At 55.0% G+C, this 16664-nt stretch carries 11 protein-coding genes; 5 read left to right on the top strand and 6 right to left on the bottom strand.

Annotation, left to right across the window (positions count from 1 at the left end):
* Nucleotides 1–2: 2 nt before the first annotated feature.
* Together ACR3ZL_RS26750 and ACR3ZL_RS26755 are read right to left on the bottom strand one after the other, a co-directional pair.
* Nucleotides 3–1007: a DUF1207 domain-containing protein gene (locus tag ACR3ZL_RS26750; RefSeq protein WP_473650039.1), complete on the bottom strand. Its 1005-nt coding sequence runs from the start codon at nt 1005–1007 to the stop codon at nt 3–5.
* Between the two features lie 182 nt (nt 1008–1189).
* Nucleotides 1190–1633, bottom strand: coding sequence for a hypothetical protein (locus ACR3ZL_RS26755; protein WP_473650038.1), 444 nt, complete (start codon nt 1631–1633; stop codon nt 1190–1192).
* A gap of 211 nt (nt 1634–1844) precedes the next feature.
* Here ACR3ZL_RS26755 and ACR3ZL_RS26760 point away from each other — a divergent pair, with 211 nt between their 5' ends.
* Nucleotides 1845–3212 carry an MBL fold metallo-hydrolase gene (locus ACR3ZL_RS26760; protein WP_473650037.1) on the top strand — a complete coding sequence of 456 codons (1368 nt, stop codon included), beginning with the start codon at nt 1845–1847 and terminating at the stop codon, nt 3210–3212.
* Between the two features lie 58 nt (nt 3213–3270).
* Here the strand turns inward: ACR3ZL_RS26760 and ACR3ZL_RS26765 are convergent, their stop codons facing one another.
* Together ACR3ZL_RS26765 and ACR3ZL_RS26770 are read right to left on the bottom strand one after the other, a co-directional pair.
* A complete protein-coding gene (locus ACR3ZL_RS26765) occupies nt 3271–3930 on the bottom strand; it encodes a hypothetical protein (RefSeq protein WP_473650036.1) in 660 nt (219 codons plus the stop codon).
* A gap of 105 nt (nt 3931–4035) precedes the next feature.
* Nucleotides 4036–5004: a GIY-YIG nuclease family protein gene (locus ACR3ZL_RS26770; protein WP_473650035.1), complete on the bottom strand. Its 969-nt coding sequence runs from the start codon at nt 5002–5004 to the stop codon at nt 4036–4038.
* Nucleotides 5005–5219: 215 nt separating this feature from the next.
* On the opposite strand from ACR3ZL_RS26770, the gene ACR3ZL_RS26775 reads away from it, so the two are divergent.
* Entirely contained in the window at nt 5220–7682 is a 2463-nt protein-coding gene (locus tag ACR3ZL_RS26775; protein WP_473650034.1) for a flagellin N-terminal helical domain-containing protein, read from the top strand.
* Between the two features lie 15 nt (nt 7683–7697).
* Here ACR3ZL_RS26775 and ACR3ZL_RS26780 read toward each other — a convergent pair whose 3' ends face one another.
* Together ACR3ZL_RS26780 and ACR3ZL_RS26785 are read right to left on the bottom strand one after the other, a co-directional pair.
* Entirely contained in the window at nt 7698–8894 is a 1197-nt protein-coding gene (locus ACR3ZL_RS26780) for an LptF/LptG family permease (RefSeq protein WP_486173103.1), read from the bottom strand.
* A gap of 166 nt (nt 8895–9060) precedes the next feature.
* Entirely contained in the window at nt 9061–12804 is a 3744-nt protein-coding gene (locus ACR3ZL_RS26785; protein ID WP_486173104.1) for a hypothetical protein, read from the bottom strand.
* Nucleotides 12805–13528: 724 nt separating this feature from the next.
* Between ACR3ZL_RS26785 and ACR3ZL_RS26790 the strand changes: the two genes are divergently transcribed.
* From ACR3ZL_RS26790 to recJ, 3 genes are all read left to right on the top strand, one after another.
* On the top strand, nt 13529–14545 hold the full coding sequence (locus ACR3ZL_RS26790; RefSeq protein ID WP_473650030.1) for an ABC transporter substrate-binding protein: 1017 nt from the start codon (nt 13529–13531) through the stop codon (nt 14543–14545).
* Nucleotides 14546–14629: 84 nt separating this feature from the next.
* Entirely contained in the window at nt 14630–14794 is a 165-nt protein-coding gene (gene rpmG / locus ACR3ZL_RS26795) for a 50S ribosomal protein L33 (protein WP_283433662.1), read from the top strand.
* 105 nt (nt 14795–14899) lie between these two features.
* Nucleotides 14900–16654, top strand: a complete 1755-nt coding sequence (gene recJ / locus ACR3ZL_RS26800) for a single-stranded-DNA-specific exonuclease RecJ (protein ID WP_473650029.1) — start codon at nt 14900–14902, stop codon at nt 16652–16654.
* The last annotated feature ends 10 nt before the right edge of the window (nt 16655–16664 follow it).

Genomic DNA, 16664 nt, shown 5'->3' on the forward strand with positions numbered 1-16664 from the left:
GGCTAGTAGTCGAACCAAATGCCCGTCCCGATGGATTGTTCTTTGTCATCGAAGAACGAAAATTGGGGCGTGTACCCGTTGAGGTACTGAAAGCCGGCACGAAACCGGCGTCCGGATCGTTTGCCCTGCCACTGCCATCCCGATTGCAGTGTAAACGTGGGGTGAAAGCCCACCGCTTCTCGAATATCAATATTCAAAGCGGTAAACGGTCCACCCTTCTTTGGAACCGCCACCGGTGGAATGAACTCCAGACCGGTTTGGAATTGCCAAGGCTTGGCACCACCAGAAGTTTTGACCGCTAATGCAGTCTCGCCATATAGACGCAACGCTTCGGACTTCTGATAACTCAATCCCGCGATCAGGGATTCGGTAACGTAATTCACACGTTCAAAGGTAGGATTCCGCGCCAGATACTCATCACCCACATGCGAACTGATGTGGAAGTATCCAAACTTGGCCGACCAAGGACCATCCGCCATGGTAATTAAAGTGCCGAAGCGAAAATCCATCGATTCGACATCTTCAGACTCTTCCAGGTTCAATCGAGTGATCACGGCGCCTTCCAGATCCCATTGCCAGCCTTGAGCACCGCGAGATTGATCGGTTCCGTATCGCAACAAACCGACACGACCACCCAATGTCGAGTCCCAGAAATAGCCATCTAGATCATCGGTACGCTGATGAATCACCAGAGACATCCGCGATTCTTGAGGTCCAGCTAAATACGGATCCCAAAGTAAACCATCAGGAAGAATATGCCACTGGCGGGATTCCGCATTTGCAGACAAGCCATGATAGGCTGCTACCTGCATGGGAGCGTTGTGATCGACTTCGATCAGCATTGAATTTTCGGGCAACCCTAAAGATGCCAATTCAGCAACGATTGGGTCATTCGATGCGTTGAGCTGAATGCCTTCGCTTTGGGCGTACAGTTTCGACGTTGTCGTTCCAACAAACTGGAATAACAACACGACACCGATAGCAAGCTTGTAAATCCACCGAGACAAGATCAGCCTTCTCCGTGGGTTCACACCCAACATATATGGTCAATTGCCGCCAACAATCATTGCTGACGCAAAGCCAACGCCTGGTTGTATCGGCCCTTCCGTTCGTACGGCTTAATGCAGGTCGGATTGCGTAAATTGGGTGGACTAAACCTACGCTTCTCCACGCTGTGGTACGGTCTGCTTCATGCCGCCATGTCATCTGACAAGAAATCATTACCCGCAAGCCGGTTGCCACGAACGGGGTTGGTCACTTCGCTGTTTTTCATCACTTCACTGTTTGCAGCCGGGTTACCGACCTCGGGCGAATCGCCAAACATCCGCTGCAAACGATCCAGCGTCATCACCATTTGGTTCCATTCGCCGACCACTTCCATAGTGGGAATCTCGCTTGCATCGGAGCGATCAAAACCGCGTTCATTGACGCGAACTTTACCGGACAAGACGGTCACCGTCTGAGCTTCGGCTTGGGGATCAGTCAAGCCAATCGAAGTTGCCGCAGCCTCGTGGCTTTCGGTTGGCATGATTTGCTGCATCACCTCATGAACCGCCCAAATCGCAGCCTTGCGGCTCGAATCGGCAGCGACGACACGACGAAAGTTTCCCGACTGAACATAGAACTTGGCCATGGTAATTCCCTTTAATTGTTTGCACTGAATCGTTGTTGAAGGCGGCCCTTGCTGGGCGACAAAAGAAGTATCGGGGAGGCGTGGGACACGTATGGTCCGGCAATGGATCACGGCTTTCGATTCGATGCTGAATCGACGCCGGACAACGTCAATCTGATATGCTCTCGGTAAACTTTGCGGCTAAAGACATCTGGGCTCTGATCAACTTCTTATGCAAATCATCCATCACGGCGCGTACGACGGTGTCACCGGTTCCTGCCATCAACTCCTTTGGCAGAAAGATTCCGGCAGCGGTGATCGCAGTTTGTTAGTTGACTGCGGAACCTTCCAAGGCGACAACGCCAAAAAGCATCCCAATCCCGAAATTAAATTCTCACTACGGGGTGTCGAGTGCTTGTTGCTAACCCATGTTCACATTGATCATGCCGGTCGCCTGCCTTATTTGCTTGCCGCTGGTTTTGATGGCCCCATCTATTGCAGCGAGCCCACCGCCAAATTGTTGCCGATGGTGATGGAAGACGCTCTCAAAATTGGCTTCACAAGATCGAAAAGGTTGATCGGTAAGTTCTTAAAACAGATCAACCGGATGCTCCGGCCAGTTCCCTATCATCATTGGAAAGAAATTCCTGGCGGTGCCAAGGTTCGTTTGTTGCCCGCGGGGCATGTGTTGGGTTCGACCATTTTTGAAGTCGAATTGCCCGATAGCAAACGAGCGGTCTTCAGCGGTGACATTGGTGCGGGAACCAACCCTCTACTCAATCCGCCCGTCAGTCCACAGAGCGCCGACATTCTGGTCCTCGAAAGCACTTACGGCGATAGACTTCATCCACCTAAAAACGATCGCCAAGCGGAATTGGAAACGATCATACGGCACACACTCGACGATGGTGGTGTGACGATCATCCCCGCGTTTTCACTGGGTCGGACCCAAGCGTTGCTATACGAGCTGAACGGGATCTTTGAACGGGTTGAAAAGTCAGACGACCGATCCTTGCTGAAACGTGTGGATGTCATCGTGGATTCGCCTTTGGCGTCGCGTTTCACCAGTCTTTACAAGGACATGAAACAACACTGGGGGGAAGAAGCCCAGTTCTTAATGGAAACCGACGATCAACCTTTGGTCTTCGAGAATCTCACCACCGTCGGCAGCCATACTGAACACAAATCGACACTCGACTATTTGGAAGAAAAACAGCTACCCGCAGTCGTGATTGCCGGAAGTGGAATGTGTACCGGTGGCCGCGTGATGAATTACCTGAAACGGTTCATCGGCGACCCTCGCACTGACATTATCTTCGCTGGGTATCAAGCCGGTGGCACGCCAGGTCATTTCATTTCGCGCGGCAGCGAATGGGTTCGACTTGATGGTAAAAAACACACCATCCGCGCCGCCGTCCACCAACTGACCGGCTATTCAGCCCACGGTGACCAAGCGGACCTGATCCGATTTGTTGAAGAGATGGAAAGTCGCCCCAAAGAGATCCGTCTGGTTCACGGCGACTATGGACCTAAGCGAACGCTAAGCAAATTGTTAACCGAAAAGGGCTACAACATGGTCAACGCGACCGGTCGTCGATAGCGAATCAAAATCGCGGTATCCATTTGCAATCGCGATCGCAATCTCAATCGCGTCAAGCTCAGTCGCGATAGTTCGGATAGTAACCGTCGTAATACGGTGCGACGGGATAAGGGGTGCCTCGTCCCGATGGGTAAGGTGCCAAACCACTGGTCCCCGCAGCGGGATTGGGAAAGTTTGGCCGATGCGGACCTGGACGCCAGTCCGGTCGATTCCCGCCGGCTTGGCCTGTTCCGTGATGCCCTGCTCCGTTTTGTCCTGTTCCCGGGCCAATTTGTCCTGCATGGGGTGGGAAGCCCACGCCTGGCAAAGCCGTTGGCACCACACCGGATTGCCATCCGAAATAGTTACCACTGTTCAGGTTCAACCCGGCCAACGGCGCACCCCAATTAGGATAGGGAGTGCTGTATGGTCGGTATGGGAATCGCCATTCACCGTAAGGTCGAACCGGATCGCCCCATTCTTCAACCCGATGATAGTTGTCGGCCGACTGGCCGTACGCCAGTGTGCTGCGGTAATGGGTGTAACCGCTCGTTCGGACCGGTGGTCCTTGAGGTGCCGTTGGCAACGTGGCAGGTGCGTATTGGGCAACCCGTTGTCCTGAAACCGCATCATGCGTGTAGTCCGATGGCAACGTCAGCCAATCTGCTGACACAGTCGCGGCGGGCCCCAAAGCCAGTGCGAACGAAAGTCCAAATACGGTCATGAAGATGGTTTTCATAGACGCCAAGATAGTTCGCGTTTGGAAACCAGGCGGGCAATCGCTAGAAGTTTCGGCGACCAAGCATGTCGCCACAACCTACAACCCGCACAATCCCAACAACCGTCAAGGTCGCAGGTTGAACTTCGGCTCACGGGAGCGGATCAGTTCGCTCTCATAGGCACGACGCATCACGGTTTGCCGCCCCGGTGAGTCTTTTGCGAACACATGTAGCTCCAAAACCACACTGGATTGTCTGGATTGTTCAGAATCAGCCGTATCCACAGTATCAGTCGGCTGGACAGCCAAGACCTTCGCCAGGCCTGAATTATGGCTACCGGCAAAATGCTGTTTGATTCGCTCGTGCAAATCCGCCGCTTCGCCTATATACAGATAGCCATCGTCACGGCGGAACATGTACACCCCTGGAGCATGCGGAATCGCTTCGAGATCCAAACCGATCACCGGCATGGTAACCACCTCTTTATCCCACTGAGCCACTCGCAAAACGAGCTCCGGCCGCAGTCGTCTGATCTTACGAAGCCGCAGGACCGCTTTGCGAATCAATCGATCCGACACCCCGGGCACCAACTTTTCCGCTTCCGATTGAAGCTCGCTGCGAAGTCGCGGATCACAGAGCACCGAATCAATACTGACGTCGTTGCGGTCCAGCACGGTGCGAATCGCGATCTCTGCGGTATCCGTAATCCCCGAGATGTCCTCACGCCGAGTACGAGTGGTCGGCACATCCAAACGCCCCTGCTTTCGTAGCCTCAACAATTCGAGCAAAGCTGTGGTTTGACGATCCGCAACCGATGAATCGCTGCCATCGATCGGCTCCCCGATGCCCAACGCGTCCATGAACGCCACACGCAACTTTTCATCAACAATTAACTCGTCGCTGCTGTATCCCTCATGGGAAGCCGCAAAGGCCGCGACGATCTGTTCTTCTGATAGCTGAGCGTTGGCCGCCGCGAGATCTGTCGTGGGAATGACGTCATTGGGTGATTCCGCCAGCACGGTAGGACATCCACCCACACCGGTTCCAACCAGGCAAATAACGATAAGCGAATGCCGAGCGTTTAAAAAAGTCATGCGAAGGGTGCAACTTACTGTTCAAAGTGAAGGGGTCCGAGTCAAAACGAAACGGTGAAATGGCAATATGTAGCGATTGGTTTAGATAGTCGTCCCTATGGGGACACACTAAACCAAAAAGCGGCTTGAATACTGAGCTTTCCAAGGGTCCGACGCCGATGAGTTTAGAGCAACGATATCCACAGACACTTGCATCAAATTGAAGATTCAAAGCCATGACCCGTATCAATACTAACGTCTCTTCGCTGGTCGCTCAAAACCGTCTTCAATCAAGCAACGTGGACTTACAAGAAGCGTTGACCCGACTGAGCACGGGTCTTCGAATCAACAGCGGCAGCGATGACCCAGCGGGTTTGATCGCAAGTGAAGCACTGCGAAGTGAAATCACCAGCCTTGGCAAAGCAGTCTCGAACACCAATCGAGCAAGCCAAATCATCAGCACCGCTGACAGTGCCCTTGGCCAGGTCAGCAACCTGCTAAACGACGTTCGTGGATTGGTCGTTGAGGCAGCTAACACGGGTGCCCTAAGCACTGACGAAATCGCTGCTAACCAGTTGCAAATCGACAGCTCACTCGAAGCGATTAACCGGATCGCCCAAACAACCACGTTCCAAGGACGTAAGTTGCTCGACGGCGGGTTAGACTTCTTGACCAGTGCCGGCACCAACTTTGGCAACATCACCAACCTGCAAGTAGACCAGGCTAACCTGGGTGCACTCGGATCGCTGGACGTGGCCGTCACCGTGACCGCTGCCGCGACCCAAGCTTCCATCACGATACCGGACATCCCTGAAGCGGTTACCCCCGCCCTGTCCGCAGGATCGATCTCACTCGAAAATGTCGTGGCGCCAGCTTCAGCGGCTGGTTCGATCGAATTCACTCAAGCCAACCCGCAAACTGAAGCGGCTTCTGGAACGGTAACCCTACCGCAAGCCGGTGACTTCACCATCGCCGCGAAGACGGGCGGAGCCTTTGAAGGGGCCGCAGGTGAAGCCTTAGACATTATTGTGCAAACCACCGGTGCGGCCGGCGGTACGGCATCGTCGATCGATTCCAGCACACCAGGTGAGATCACGATCACGCTGGAAGAAGGACAAACCCTGGCCCAGATCACCGCTTTCCTGTCAACGGATAGCGACTTTGATTTCCAGAGTACCGACACGACCGCAGTCGACAATACAGACATCATCGCAAGCGGTTCAGAATCGTTGACGGGTGGTGCCGATGCATCGACCAGCACTGCGACGATCGCGGTGACCGCTTCGGCAGATGGGGAAGCGTTCAACAAACAGATCATCATCAATGAGTCTTCCGGGGCTACCTTTGGTGCAGCAACTGACGTTGACGGTAATATCGTCCTAACGATCGACAGTGATAGTGATGCGACGCTTGCGTCGATCGAAACCGCGATCAACGACTTGGCCGACTTCGATGCCGTGCTTACCAACACCGACACTCCACCTGTTGGCGACTATGATGGCGGCACTTCAATCGCCCCCACCACCGAGGACCTGACCGGCGGAATCGACGGAGGCACCTTCACTGCTGAACTCAATCTTACAGCCAAAGAAACCGGCGACGCCGCTAACGGCAACACAGTCACCTTCCAAACAACATCCGATGTTGGACCACCAACGGCTACCGTGGACGTCGACGGCAACATCGTTGTCACAGTCCAAGAAAACGTCGATGTTGACATCTCCGATATCATCGATGCGATCAGCGATGAAGGCACCTACAATGCGGAAGTAGCCGCCGGTGCCACACTCACATCGTTCAATAGTGCCACAGGCACCGACACCGAAGCGGCATTCGCTGACGGAGTTAACGGCTCGGGTGGTCTAGCCGAAGACGTTGTCTTCGAACTGTTGGGTGCAACGGGCTCGGAAGTGTTCAACGTCAGTGCTGGGACCAGCATCGATGACCTAGTCAAACAAATCAACTTGGTCCAAGACGCAACCGGCGTCGTCGCGACCAAAGACGGAACTTCGTTGGTTTTGACATCCAGCGAATATGGATCCGATGCCGTCGTCGACCTTCGTGTGATCCAAGAAGGTGCAGGCGGAACGTTTGAAACATCCCCTATTGGTTCAGGCCAACGGGTCACCGGTACTGACATCCAAGCAAAGGTGAACGGCGTAGATGCCGATGGTCGTGGAAACACGCTTTCGATCAACACGTCGACCTTGGACATCTCGATCACCGTCGATGACGGTACTAGCGACAGTGTTGGATTCTCCATCACCGGCGGTGGTGCGTTGTTCCAACTGGGATCCGATGTGGTCAGTAACCAGCAAGCACGGATCGGTATCGGAAGTGTCAGTGCTGCCCGTCTAGGCGGTTCAGCCGGTCGATTGTTCCAACTGGGCAGTGGCGAATCGGCCGCGTTGTCGACCGACCCCAACTTGGCTGCCCGAATCGTTACCGAGGCGATCGATCAGGTAACGGGAATCCGCGGTCGATTGGGTGCGTTCCAAGCAACCACGCTAGAAAGCAACCTGGTCAGCCTCAACGATACGCTGGCTAACCTGCAAGAAGCGGAAAGCTCGATCCGAGACGCTGACTTCGCCCAAGAATCAGCCAAACTGACTCGAGCACAGATCTTGGTTCAGTCCGGAACGAATGTGCTTTCGCTGGCTAACCAGAACCCGCAAAACGTCTTGTCGCTACTACGATAAACGAAAACGGCTGGCTTAATAGCGACGGACACGCACCATCAAAATTGAGCCAATCCCGGCAAGCACCACGTTCCCCGCCCAAACACCATAGGGTGGCAGGTCACCCGCTTTCGCCTGATCAAGTCCGAACAGGTAAAGCGGATAGTACATCAGGATGATCGGCAAAAAACACATGCCGAACGTGGTCCAGTAATCGCTGGTCTTCGCAAGGATCGCCAATGGCGCTCCTACGATCACGAAGAAGAAACACGTGAACCCTTCTGCCCAGCGACGCCAAGGTTCTGTCTGCAACCGGATCAAGCGACGCTCGCTGGCGATCAGTGTGTTGTGGATGCTACTGGCTTGTGTTCCGCCAATCTCATCCGGGCGTGATTTCAACAACGCGAACCCGGTGAATGCGGCCAACTGCCCAATCGCGGCGTGAGTTCGTTCACTTTGCCGTGACCGCTCGCGGCTGATCAATCGCAACGGCAACTCGCTAGGCCGGACACTAGCGATATCTTCATCGGCCAGTGCATTGCCCAACGGGATTTCAAAGGTGGATTCACCTGGCACGATGCCTTGCAAGCCTTCGCCACGGACGACCTTGCTGTCGACCAATTTCAGGACCAAAGCTTGCCGCTCTTCGTCCATTAAAAGTTGACCTTCACTCGCGGTCACCTCGAACGCGTCGTCACTCTTGCCACGGACAATGACCGTTGGTGAAATCATGCGGCGATCGATCACGTCACGAACGTGAATGGAAAAACCATGATCCGATGTGAACGAGTGCTGCGCCTCCAGCACTTTGTAAGCGATATCCTCGACTGATAACAAAACCACGCGTTTGACACCTGGCTTCCCCCACGACACTGCCATGTCACTGCAATAGACAGCGACGGGACTTAACAGAGCAGCAAAGATAATCGCCGGCTGCAAAAGACGTAGCGGCGAGATCCCCGACGACTTCACCGTGCTGACTTCACCGTCAGCCGCCATCCGTCCATACACACAGCAAACCGAAAACAGAGCCGTTGCCGGAACGGCGTGCTGCAGCGAGATAGGAATGGCGAACGGCAGCAATTGCAACACCGCCAGCGGTCCAAGTCCCTTGCGAATCAACTCGCGAGCCACCGCAATCAACAGGATGATCGTGGTCAACACGACCAACGAGACGATGAAGATTTTCAAAATCTCCAGCAAAATCGTTCGTGTCAGGCGAGTTGGAATCACAGGTTACTTTTGCAAACAAACGGTAAAATGAATCGGCTATGAATCGAAGGACTGACTTGCTTCTTTGACCACGTGGTCAGTCAATCGCATCACGAATATTCAGTCACGGCGAGGTGGGCTGACCAGTGAATATGCCGCCGGCCCCGTCGCAAATATGGATAATGTCCTAGTTCCCAAAAAGCTTATCAATGCGAAGTTTCTCGAAGCTCTTATTGAAACTCTGCTCGAGCTGCTGCTGTCCGCGTCCGAGCTGCTGCTGTAAAAAGCTGCCGGCTGCATCCTGAACTGCTCCCTGAGCGGCACGCACTCCAAAGTCCGCAACCACTTTCTGGATGCCTGCTGAATCCAAACGTGGACGACTGAGTGTTCCTCCGATCGGCAGCGTCATGGATTGCCCGGCAAGTCCCTTCAGATCATTACCCAACCAGCGAGCATCTAGTGGAATCTGAGCGGTCAAGTTCAGCCGTCCATCAAAAGCAACTTCGCCGCTGGTGACCACCTTGGCCCGATCGACCTCCAGCATCAATGCGCGGTGATCAACAATCCCGCTAGCGACTTGAAAATCAACCGTTTGAGCCGGAAGCGTGATCAGCGTCTTACCCGTACTGGCGGGACGCACGTTGGACCCGATCGCGGCGAGTGCTTGCAACTGGCGAGCCCCCGCGATCACCTGATCAGCAAGCGGTCCCGCGTTCATCCGTACCTGTTGAATGTCCAAGCGGCCTCGGATTTGGCTTCGCGTCGGATCGTCGACATAGATGCGGGCCTGTTCCAAATCGGCACTGAAGACGCCTTCCACACGAGCGGCATCGGCGGCAATGGGGGCCAGGTATTTCAGCCACTTCTCGGTCATGTCCGGCGTGAGACTAACGCCACGAGCGATCGGCCCAGGCGTCACATCGATCCACAACTCCGGTCGATAGTGCACGTCACCGGCAACATAAATTTCACCCTGACCCGTGCTAGCGGATGCGGACTCAAATCCCGTTTGGGATTCAAACGGCGCGATCTGCGGCCCGATCATCTGAGGAGTTAGCCGGCTGACTCCCAAGACCGGAATCTTGCTGGGCGAAATGGTCACCGTGTCTTCGGTCATCCGGAACGGCACTTCCGCCGGCCCGAACAACATGCCCGCGGTGTCGACGGTTTCCCAACCCAAGTTGCCCTTCACAGTAAAGGCATATTGATTGTTGTTGCCTCGTGCATAACGAATTTCCAAAGGCGTCTCATGCAGACCTTCGGCGACAATCACGGTCCCCGATAAGTCCGTCAGCCGTTTGGATACCTGATCCATTTGAAAGCGAGCAGGGCCACGCAAATCGACGTCAGCGATATCATTGAAATAAGACGCCGTTCCGGCCAATGTGGCTCCACACCAATCGGTCGAGAGCTTGAAGGAATCTGCCTTCACACTCATTTGCGCCGCGTTCAACAGCAATTGAGCATCGATTTCGACAGCCGACTCTTGCCAGACCGCCTTGGACGCCCGTCCCGCTTCCAGCAAGGCGACATCACGCCCAGATAGTTGCGTATCCAAATGCAATTGAGTGGTGTCGCCCACCACGATCGTATTTCCCTCGACACTTCCACGGACGGCCCACTCGCTGCTTGGATTCGAAGTTCGGTTGGAATTGAAACCAACCGGACGAACCGAGCGAGGGTCTTGAGCGATTCGCTTAGGTGCACTGGTTTGCAATCGATTCAAGTCAGCTCGCCAAGCGATTTCCACATCCGCTCGGGAATTGATCCATTCACCCTGGATCGCCGCCGACAACGCGTCACCGGTAACCGTCATCGACTGGATCACCACTTCACTTTGTGGCCAGTAAGCTTTTCCGTTGAAGTGAATCTTCACCAGTTCTTGCTGCCAATCACGATCGGCGATCGGCACCTGCAATGAATTCACTTGGCTATCGATCGTTTGCAGCACCACAGCACCGTTACCATTGACCGAAGCCCGCGCGGTGAAGTCCAATCCGCCTCGGCAATTGGCCAGTGACTCCGGTAACCAAGGACGGGCGAGTTCTGCGATGGTTTCAATTCGTCCCTGCCCTCGCAACTTCAACGGAATCATCTCATTTCGGCTTAGACGGGGAACCGTTTGCACCAAGTCCACATCTGCTCGCAAGCCATCGCCTTCAAGATGCAATCCTCCACGGGTCAACTCTTCCAGTGCCCAACGATTCCCTTGCCCAGTCCATCGACCTTCAACGTCGATCGTGGAATGCAATTGATCTTGTCGAATACGCTGCTGCGGAGAAACCTCAACGACCAAATCACGAATGTCGCTTTCTCCACGAAGCCGCCACAAACCGTTGGACTCGGCGTCCCAACGCACGTTGGCACGGATGTCTCCCTGCAAACCTTGTTGATCCATCTCAAAGATGGGCCCAAGCATTCGGGATAGTTTTCCGAAGTTCACGTCCACATCCGCCGAACCGGATGCCAAGTCACCCTGACCTCGGATCGTCGCAAACGGACTTCGCATTTCAAACTGTTCCGCTCGCAACTGGAAAGTGTCGCTGGCCACGATGGCGGTCGCATCCATGGGAGCGATCCGGACCGACTTGCCGCCGGCGGTCGCTTCAATCGCATCGCTTTGAACAATCAAACGACGACGACGTTGATTCCCGCGTCCTTGTCCATTGGTTGCGGTCGAGTCCATCGGCTGGATACTGGCGCGAACCACTCCGCGGTGCAACTGTGCGTCTTGACGCAGCGGCAATAACCCGGGCATCGCCGCATGCAAACGATGCAAGTCCACTTCGACATCGGCCGTTGCATCGACTTGATCGAGCCAAACCAGCGGATTGGAATCAGTTCCAGAGATCGAGATTGAATCAGAAAACGAACCGTTCAGTGCAACCACAGCAAAATCAGTTCGAGCTTTCAATTGACGAGCGACGATGCGGCCCGGCTGCCATGTCCCATCACCGTCTAGTTGAGTCAGTTCGTTGCTCCATAGTCTCGCGTGAGTCTGCGGATCAAACGCCGCCAAGCCACGCAGCTTCACCTTACGCAGCGACACACTTGGGTGCCCCGACGTTGGTACCGACACGATCGCGTTGCCCGATAAATCGCCGGTAATTTCAGCGGGAAGCTCGCTTTCGGGAAAACGCAACGCCACCAAACTTAAGATTGAAAGGGGAAGGGAATCCGTTTCCACGTCCAAGGTCAACGGCAAGCCATTGCCTTGCACTGAACACGCGAGTTTGCCTTGCAAAGATCCCTCACCGCCACCCGGCTGGCTTAGCACGCCCTGCCATTGAGATTCCAATTGATCCGGTGTAATTGCAATCGAAGCATTGGATTGATCGATCGCCCAAGTTGCACCCGTTGATGAATCCGTTAAGTCAACGTGCAAGCCTTGAACCTGAACGACGCCATCTGGCCGCATCGTTGACGGGGAGTCCGAGGGTGCAAGAAAGTCGATGCAGTCTTCTTCGATTGAAGTGGTGCGTTGATCCACGCGGCAACTCACCATCACGTCTCGCAACACGATCTCGCCAAAGTTGCCCGACGAAACATCCCCTCCAAACAATTGTGGCAACGTCAAGCTGGTTCGCAATTCACCGACTTCCACCGTTGATCCGGCGCGACGACCTTTCATCCGCAAACCAGTCACTCGCGTCGGCGTGACCCATCCGACCTGGATCGAATCCGCATCGGCATCCCAGCCATAACTGGCCAACGCTTGAGCCAGAATCGATCGACTCAGCGGTGAGTAGCTCACCATGCTCGGTGCCGCAGCAACCACAAGTCCCATGAATAGGAACGACATGATCCCTATCATTCGGCGGCGGCGCATTCGATCGGCACGTCGGTGCACGGTCCGTTCTGTCTGCGCTCGTTCGGCTTGTGACAGTTCGCGAGACTGAAGATCAAAGTCTTTGATTGCTCTGCGTCGCATCCGTGCGTCTCGCTTCGAATAGATGAGTCGAATCACGATCGCATATTCCCGGGCGATCATCGACTTTGCACGATAGCCGGAATGTGGGTTTCAGCGCAAGAGAGAAATACAGAACCCTGCGTAGGGTTGCTCAAAAAGTCTGCAATGCGGTTGCGTCATCGGCATGCGTTGCATCCGTTTGCTCGCACTCTTGAACTCCAGCGCATCCGAACCTCGATACATCGGGACGGTCAGTGCAACTGATCCTCTGCGTAACGTACGCGCATAAAAAAAGCTCCCGGAAAGTACGAGGTCCTAGGGGGGCGGAGGACAACGCGCTTCTATTCCGGGAGCCGGTGGGTGGTGTCGTCCGAATTGGCGCATCGCATCCTTGCTAGCACCAACCGAACTAAAAGTACTTAAGAATCTGACGAGTGTTTTCGAGTCATCCATGACCCAACCGCACTCACGATTTTCGCAGCCAACTCCGAAGAGTGACCCGTGCGAAAAGCATTCTTAAACACTTCATTTGGGTCGCAAAAGGTTGCCGAAACAACCGGCTCACGACCATGAGCGGGAACTTAGCTGGGGCGGCTTTCGCGGGTCAAGGCAGTTTTGCAAATTCTTTCAAGTCAAACGTTCAACGAGCCGGGGGTGGATGAATCTGGCAAACGAAATACGGTAAACTCTGGTCGTAAAAATATATTTGCTCGTTTCAAACTTTCGCTTCAGTTGGACATTCACCATGACTTGGTTTGCTAGCTATACGCCGATAGCGTTGTTAATTTCGTTGATCGCGATCGCCGGTTGCCAGCCACCTCAAGATTCGGCGCAACAAGCAAACGCCCCTGGCAAAAAGAACCGCGACGGTCTGTTGCATTTTGCTGTCATTCCCAAGGGGGAAAATCACATCTATTGGCAATCCGTCAAACACGGTGCCGAACAAGCTGGTGAAGAAGTCGGGGCGAGAATCACCTTCAAAGGCCCAGCCAAAGAAAGTGACCGCAACGAACAGATCAACGTGGTGCAAGGGTTCTTGAACGCTCAGGTCGATGGGATCTGCCTGGCACCATTGGACGCGGACGCGTTGATCCGTCCGGTCGAAGAAGCCGGGCGTGCCGGGGTTCCGGTCGTCATCTTTGACAGTGGTCTCAACGCTGCCAAAGACGCCATGGTCGCGTTTGTAGCAACCGACAACTTCCGCGGCGGCCAAATCGCTGCCCAAGCGATGGCCGACAGCCTCGGTGAGTCCGGCGGCAAAGTCATTTGCTTGCGATACAACAAAGGCAGCGACAGCACGCACAAACGGGAAGAGGGATTCCTCGACGGGCTGAAACAATTCGACAACATCGAAGTGATCAGCAGTGACCAGTACTCCGGCACGACCACCGAATCGGCGATTGATAAGGCTCAAACGCTACTGAATCGTTACGGCGACGACGTCGACGGGATTTTTGCCGCCTGTGAACCCAATGCCGAGGGCGTGTTGCGAGCGATCCGGGATCGAGGACTGCAAGGAAAAGTAAAATTGGTGGCCTTCGATAGCAGCGATTCCCTTCGAAATGCTCTGTCGGCCGGCGAAGTTGCCGCCATCGTGCTGCAAGATCCGGTGCAAATTGGCTATCTGGCCGTCAAAACTTTGGCGGACCACTTACGGGGAAATCCCGTCGAAACCTTCGTAGACACCGGCGTTTACGTCGCCACGAAGGATAACTTGGACGACGAAACAATCACTCGTCTGCTCAATCCGCCCAAGTCCTGAAAGAACGTCTTGCCAAAATGCCCTCTCTGCGACCATACTTCGGGGCCAATTTCAACACACTCCCCGTTCGTCGCCTGAATTTCGATGGCTAAAAGCAAGAAAAAAGCAGAGACCATTTTCCTGGTCTGTGAAGAAACCGGTCACTACAACTACACCCTGCGTCGCAAGCCAGGTGGTGAGAAGTTGCGGTTGAAGAAGTACAATCCACATGTGCGCAAGCACACTTGGCACCTCGAAAAGAAAAAGTAGTTCGCTAGTTTTTCCCAACGCTGACGGAAGCGTTTCGCTGAAACATTCCGGTTTCACCCGCCAGCGTGGCCCTTTGATTGGCCAAAGCTCCACGAGGCAACACGGATGAAGCGGCAATGGCGGATCACGCCACACGATGGCCCGATGGTCGAACAATTGATTCGAACGTCAGGCCTTTCGCCCGTCGTTGCACAGCTATTAGTCAGTCGCGGCGTTTATTCGTCCGATGACGCTACAGCCTTTTTGGACACCAAGCTCACCAACCTGCGCGACCCGCAGGAACTTCCCGGTGTGCCCGAGGCCACTCGGATCCTGCTCGACGCGATCGAGCAATCCACGCCCATCGTCATCTACGGCGACTACGACGCCGATGGAATGACGGGCTCCGCAATCCTGGTCAACGGACTGCGATTGTTGGGTGCCGATGTGGCTTATCATGTCCCCAATCGTCTCGAAGAAGGCTACGGCCTGAACGAGGACTCGATTCGCAAACTGGCCCAGCGTGGCAAGAAGCTAATCGTCTCGGTGGATTGCGGAATCACAAGCGTCCACTGCGCCCAAGTTTGCCGGGAACTGGGCGTCACCCTGGTGATCACCGACCATCACCAGATGAATGACACGCTGCCCGATGCGGCGGCGATCGTTCACCCGCGACTTCCTGGCACGAACTATCCCTTCGGGGAACTTTGTGGCGCCGGCGTCGCTTTCAAATTGGCGTGGTCGCTTTGCCAAGCCAAGGCAGGCCAGAAAAAAGTCACACCGCCGATGAAGCGGTTCTTGATGCAATCACTGGCTTTGGCCGCAATCGGCACGATCGCCGATGTTGTGCCGCTGGTCGATGAAAACCGAGTGCTAGTCAATCACGGACTGAAGACCATGCAGAGAGAACCACTGCCGGGCCTGTTCGAATTGATGAAACTGACCAAGCTGGACCAGGCATCCGAATTGACCACCGAAAGCATTGCGTTTTCGCTTGCCCCGCGACTGAACGCCGCCGGTCGGCTAGGCCAAGCCCAACTCGCGATTGAGCTGATGACGATCGAAGCCGGCGAGCGAGCCTGCATGCTGGCGGAGTACATCGACGGCCTCAACGGCACTCGCGATACACTGCAGCGAAGCGTGCAATTGGCCGCACAAAAACAAGCCAAAGAAGAATTCGACGTGGATGAAGACGCCGCGTTGGTGCTCAACGGCGTCGGCTGGCATGCCGGAGTAATCGGTGTTGTCGCCGGACGCCTGGCCGAAAAGTACGCCAAGCCCGTCATCATCATCTCGATGGACAACACGGGCAAAGCCGACGCAGTGGGATCCGGCCGCGTGGGCGGAACCGGCATCAACCTGCACGCCGCTTTGCTGGAATGTGAAAACCGGTTGGAACGTTTCGGCGGCCACCCCGCTGCCGCCGGTTTGACCATCCGCGAATCAGAAATCGAAGCCTTCCGAGGCGACTTTTGCGAAGCGGTTTCGCGCCAATGGGCCGAACAGGAGATCGTGCCGTCGATTCAGATTGATGCAGAGGCCCCACTGGGCCAACTGAACCTGCACATCATGAAGGAAATCGAAACCATGGCCCCCTTCGGCGCGGGCAACCCACGACCGGTGTTGCTGGGCCGCGGCGTCGAACTGGCGGAACCAGCCAAAAAAATGGGCGGTGGTGAACGCCACTTATCGGTCCGTTTCAAACAGGGCGACCGAGTCATTCGCGGGGTCGCCTTTGGTGCGGCCGACTGGTGCGATCCACTGAACGAATGCAGAGGCCCGATCGAGATCGCTTACCGACCGGTGATCAACGAATTTCGTGGCTACAAAAGCGTTGAAGTTCACCTGGTCGACTGGCGAGCTCAGGATTCCGGCATCTAGCCGCCGGCGA

Source organism: Rhodopirellula sp. J20-39 (genome assembly GCF_057365095.1).